The sequence below is a fragment of the Micromonospora sp. NPDC003776 genome (genome assembly GCF_053605645.1).
In genome coordinates this window covers 1-4,316 of record NZ_JBSGJR010000580.1, presented here as the reverse complement: position 1 = coordinate 4,316, position 4,316 = coordinate 1, and the positions used below count along the sequence as shown (strand labels likewise).

Annotated in this window: 3 protein-coding genes; 1 reads left to right on the top strand and 2 read right to left on the bottom strand. The window is 69.4% G+C overall.

The genetic code is table 11. The features are described 5' to 3' along the window. Positions 1-60 precede the first annotated feature (60 nt). Positions 61-1,005 (bottom strand): sugar phosphate isomerase/epimerase family protein, encoded by a 945-nt coding sequence (locus ACWEVO_RS31255; protein ID WP_452311058.1) that lies wholly within the window; start codon positions 1,003-1,005, stop codon positions 61-63. A gap of 18 nt (positions 1,006-1,023) precedes the next feature. Continuing rightward, a complete protein-coding gene (locus tag ACWEVO_RS31250; RefSeq protein ID WP_452311057.1) occupies positions 1,024-3,213 on the bottom strand; it encodes a PQQ-dependent sugar dehydrogenase in 2,190 nt (729 codons plus the stop codon). An 831-nt stretch (positions 3,214-4,044) separates the two neighbouring features. On the opposite strand from ACWEVO_RS31250, the gene ACWEVO_RS31245 reads away from it, so the two are divergent. After that, positions 4,045-4,316 (top strand): helix-turn-helix domain-containing protein (locus ACWEVO_RS31245; RefSeq protein ID WP_452311056.1); only part of this gene is annotated, 272 nt, incomplete at its 3' end.

Below are 4,316 nucleotides of genomic sequence, written 5' to 3'. Positions count from 1 at the left end.
AACGATTTCCCCGACCCGCCGCGAGCCTTGCGCGTGTTTAGCGCTGCCGTGCGCGATCGCTCAGAACCGCAGCTTGCGCAGGTAGCGGTAGCCGACCTCGGCCGTCTGCTGCGGCGTCACGTCCGGGGTGTCGTTCTCCACGATGTATTCCAGGACCGAGTGCTCCCGGAAGATCCGGGCGAAGTCGATCATCCCGGTGCCCAGGTCGGCCATGTCGCCGGTGGCCGGGTCGCGGTCCTTGACGTGGAACTGCAGCACCCGCTGCGGCGCGGAGCGGATCACGTCGATGGCGAAGCCCTCCGGGTCGGCGACGCCGTCTCCGGAGTTGATGCCACCAGTGACCGCCCAGTACAGGTCGACCTCCAGGTGCACCAGCGACGGGTCAAGCTCGGAGGTCAGGACGTCCCACGGCCGCTTGCCACCACCGAGGTCGATGGTGAACTCGTGCGCGTGGTTGTGGTAGCCGTACCGCAGGCCGGCCGCGCGCGCGGCGGCGGCCTCGGTGTTCATCTGCTCCGCCCAGCGCTTCCACTCGTCCTCGCGCTCGGAGTACAGGTACGGCACCACCATGAACTGCTGGCCCAGGGTGACCGCGTTCTGGATCTTCTGGTCCAGGTCGGCAGTGCTGCCGGCGATCCCGTCGTGGCTGGAGCTGGCGCGGATGCCGATGCCGTCCAGGAACTGCCGCAGCTGGGCGGCGGTGCGGCCGAAGTAGCCGAGCGCCAGCTCCACCCGCGGGTAGCCGATCTGGGCAAGGCGGGTGAGGGTGGCGTCGTAGCCGGGCGCGCCCCACAGGGCGTCGCGGACCGTCCACAGCTGCATGCTGATCAGGCCCGGCGGTACGAGGTGCCGGCCGGTGCGGTGAGCGGTGGCCGCCGCCGGCGTCGCGCCGACCGCGGTCGAGGCGAGGCCGATGCCGGCGAGGGCGGCCAGGGAGCCGCGTAGCAGGCTGCGCCGGTCAACGGAGTGCCGCAGGGCGGCCATCCCGTCGTGTCCGTAACACATGGTGTTCTCCTTTGCGGGTTATGCGCTGGGGACCAGGACGACCTGGTCGGTGCCGGTGAGGGCGGGCAGGCCGTCACCGCCGGGGTCGGTGTAGGAGGCGACGAACACGGCGGTCAGGTGGTCGGTCGCCGGGTCGTGGCCGGAGGGCACCGTGGTCGTGATGGAGCCGGTGCAGCCGTTGGCGGTGGTCTGCGGGTGGCCGTGCTGGTCGTGGCCCAGGACGTAGGTGACGCTGACCCGGGAGCAGTCGACCGGCTGGTCGTCGGTGACCCGTACCTCGAACTGCACGGTGTCGCCGAACTTGAACGGCTGGCCGTCGACCGGCTTGACCAGTTCCACCACCGGGGCGGCGTTGCCGACCACGATCCGCACCGACGCGGAGGCCGCCAGGCCACCGGGGTCGCGGACGTTGAGCGTGGCGTTGTAGAGGCCGTTCTCCTGGTAGGTGAATGTCGGGTTCGCCACGCGGGAGTCGACCTTGCCGTCGTTGTCGAAGTCCCACGCGTACGACAGCCGGTCGCCGTCGTAGTCGGTGGTGCCCTCGCTGGAGAACGTGACGGTCAGCGGGGTGGTCCCGTTGGTGGGCGTGGCGGAGACCTGCGGCACCGGAGTGTGGTTGCCGGTCCAGCCGGTGTAGTCGATGCGGGCCAGCTGCGCCTCGGGGTTCTCGCTGAAGTAGCCGTCACCGTACTCGAGGACGTAGAGCGCGCCGTCGGGGCCGAACTCCAGGTCCATCGGGTTGTCGAAGGTGACCGACGGCAGCACCGGCTCGATGCCGGTCAGCGCGCCGGCGGAGTTCAGCCGCATGCCCTTGACGTAGTCGCGGGTCCACTCGTGGAACAGCGGCATGCCGTCGTAGTAGGCCGGCCACGCGACCGGGGCGCGGCCCTTGGTGGTCGGGTTGGCGAACTGGTACGCCGGGCCGGCCATCGGGCCGATCCCGCCGGTGCCCAGCTCGGGGAACTGCGCCGAGGGGCCGTAGCCGTACCACACCTGCGGCTGCTGCACGGGGGGCAGGTTGCGCAGGCCGGTGTTGTGCGGGGAGTCGTTGACCGGCGCGGCGCAGTTGAACGGCGCGCCCGACTTGCCGGTGGCGAAGTCGTAGTCCACGTACGGCAGTTGCGCGGTGGCGCAGTACGGCCAGCCGTAGTTGCCGGCCTTGCGCGTGGCGAACCACTTGCCCTGCCCCGCGGGGCCGCGTGCCGGGTCGGGCTGGCCCGCGTCGGGGGAGTAGTCGCCGACGTAGAGGTCACCGGTTTCGCGGTTCAGTTCGATCCGGAACGGGTTGCGCACGCCCATCAGGTAGATCTCCGGCCGGGTGCCGGCCGTGCCCTGCGGGAACAGGTTGCCGTCCGGGATGCTGTAGCCGCCGTTGGCGCCGACCTTGATCCGCAGGATCTTGCCGCGCAGGTCGTTGGTGTTGCCGGCGGTGCGCTGCGCGTCATACGCGGGGTTGCGGCCTGGCCGCTCGTCGATGGGGGTGTAGCCGCCGGACTCGAACGGGTTGGTGTCGTCGCCGGTGGACAGGTACAGGTTGCCGTTGGCGTCGAAGCCGATGTCGCCGCCGACGTGGCAGCAGATGCCTCGGTCGACCGGCACGTCGATGATCTGCTGCTCGGTGGACAGGTCGAGCTTGTCCTTGACCAGGCGGAACCGGGACAGCCGGATGGCGCCCTTGAACTTCGCGAAGTCCGCGTCGCTGCCCCACGCTGGCGCGTCGCCCTCGTTGACGGTCGGGGTCGACGGGTCGTCCACGGGGGTGTTCAGCGGCGGCGAGTAGTAGAGGTAGACCCAGTTGTTGCCGGCCTTGCCGAAGTTCGGGTCGATCGCGACGTTCTGCAGACCCTCCTCGTCGTGCCGGTAGACGTTCAGGGTCGCGGCGATCGTGTTGCGGCCGCTGGTCGGGTCGTGCAGCCACACCTCACCGGCGCGGGTCACGTGCAGCACCCGGCTGTCGGGTAGGACCGCGAGGTCCATCGGCTCACCCGGGTGGTCGTTGAGGGTGACCTTCTGGAAGTCGCTGTCCGGTGGCGCGGCGGCGGTGCCGGGCGCGGCCGTGGCGACGGCGGGGGTGGCGACGAGCGCCATGGTCGTCAGACCCGCTACGGCGAGCGCGAGTCGTCTCTGCATCTGCCTCTCCTCATTGCTGGGGGACTGGTCGGGCAGGTCGAGGGAGTACTGCTCCTTGGTGGACGGGTTGGTGGGCATGGCGGAGCCGCCCGTGCACACGGCATGCGGCTGCCGCGGTGCCGAGCGGGTCGGCGGTGCGTCGCAGCTGCGGGTCGGTGACGGGCGAAGGCTCAGTAGGGGGACAGGTGGCGGTCGGGTGTTGGCCGGCTGCCAACAGCCGTGCGGTGTCTGTGCCGAGGCCGCCGACGTGGCGGTTAACGGCGACGTAACACCGTCACCTGGCCGACGCTATAAAAGACATGTCGACATGTCTATAGCTTTCATATGGATCCGCAAAACTTTCCTCCGACGTGGACGAAAGTCTGGTTCGGGCTGCGGTGACAGCCGGACCCGGTAAGCTCCCGCGTCGGCCAGCGGGACGTCAAGGTCGCCACTATGATCTCCGGCGATGCACAAGACAGGGCTGGCGGTTCGGCGGGCGACGATGGCCGACGTTCCGTCGTTGGTGGAGTTGCGCCTGGCCAACACCGCGGCTCATCTCACTCTCGATCCGTACATCTACCGCGTTCCGCAGCGTGCGGCGGTGGTAAGCCACTTCACCGCGATGGTGGCCGATGAGTCGGGGCGGGACGTGGTTCTCGTTGCCGAGCTTGATGACGGGCCGGTGGCCGGCATGGTTGAGGTGCTGCGGAACCCCGAGCCTCCCGAGCACCAGATCCTGCGTCCGGAGCCTCCAGCGCAGGTGCACACGGTTTGTCCTCGCTTATGTCCGGGGGTAAGGGGTGTCAACTGCTGCCAAGGGAGTGTTCTTCAGCGGTCAAAGACGCGTTCTGGTGGGGTGTTCGGGGCGTGGGGTTGCGGGAGTGTCGTACCCGTCGCCAACACTGAGCCCGAAGGGGGTGAGTGGGGGTGGGTGTGCGCGGCATGCAGGCGTACCGGTTTGCTCTGGACCTGACGCCGTCGCAGGAGCGGTTGGTGCTGGCGCATGCGGGCGCGGCCAGGGTGGCGTACAACTGGGCGTTGGCTCGGGTGAAGGCGGTCATGGGCCAGCGCGCCGCCGAACGTTCCTACGGCACGCCCGAGGAACTGCTGACGCCGGCCCTCGGGTGGAATCTCGCCGCGTTGCGCAAGGCGTGGAATCAGGCGAAGTCGGATGTGGCGCCGTGGTGGCCGGAGTGCTC

Coding starts and splice junctions, on each gene's coding strand:
- ACWEVO_RS31255 (WP_452311058.1), bottom strand. CDS start 1,005: ATGTGTTACGGACACGACGGGATGGCCGCCCTGCGGCACTCCGTTGAC.
- ACWEVO_RS31250 (WP_452311057.1), bottom strand. CDS start 3,213: ATGCCCACCAACCCGTCCACCAAGGAGCAGTACTCCCTCGACCTGCCC.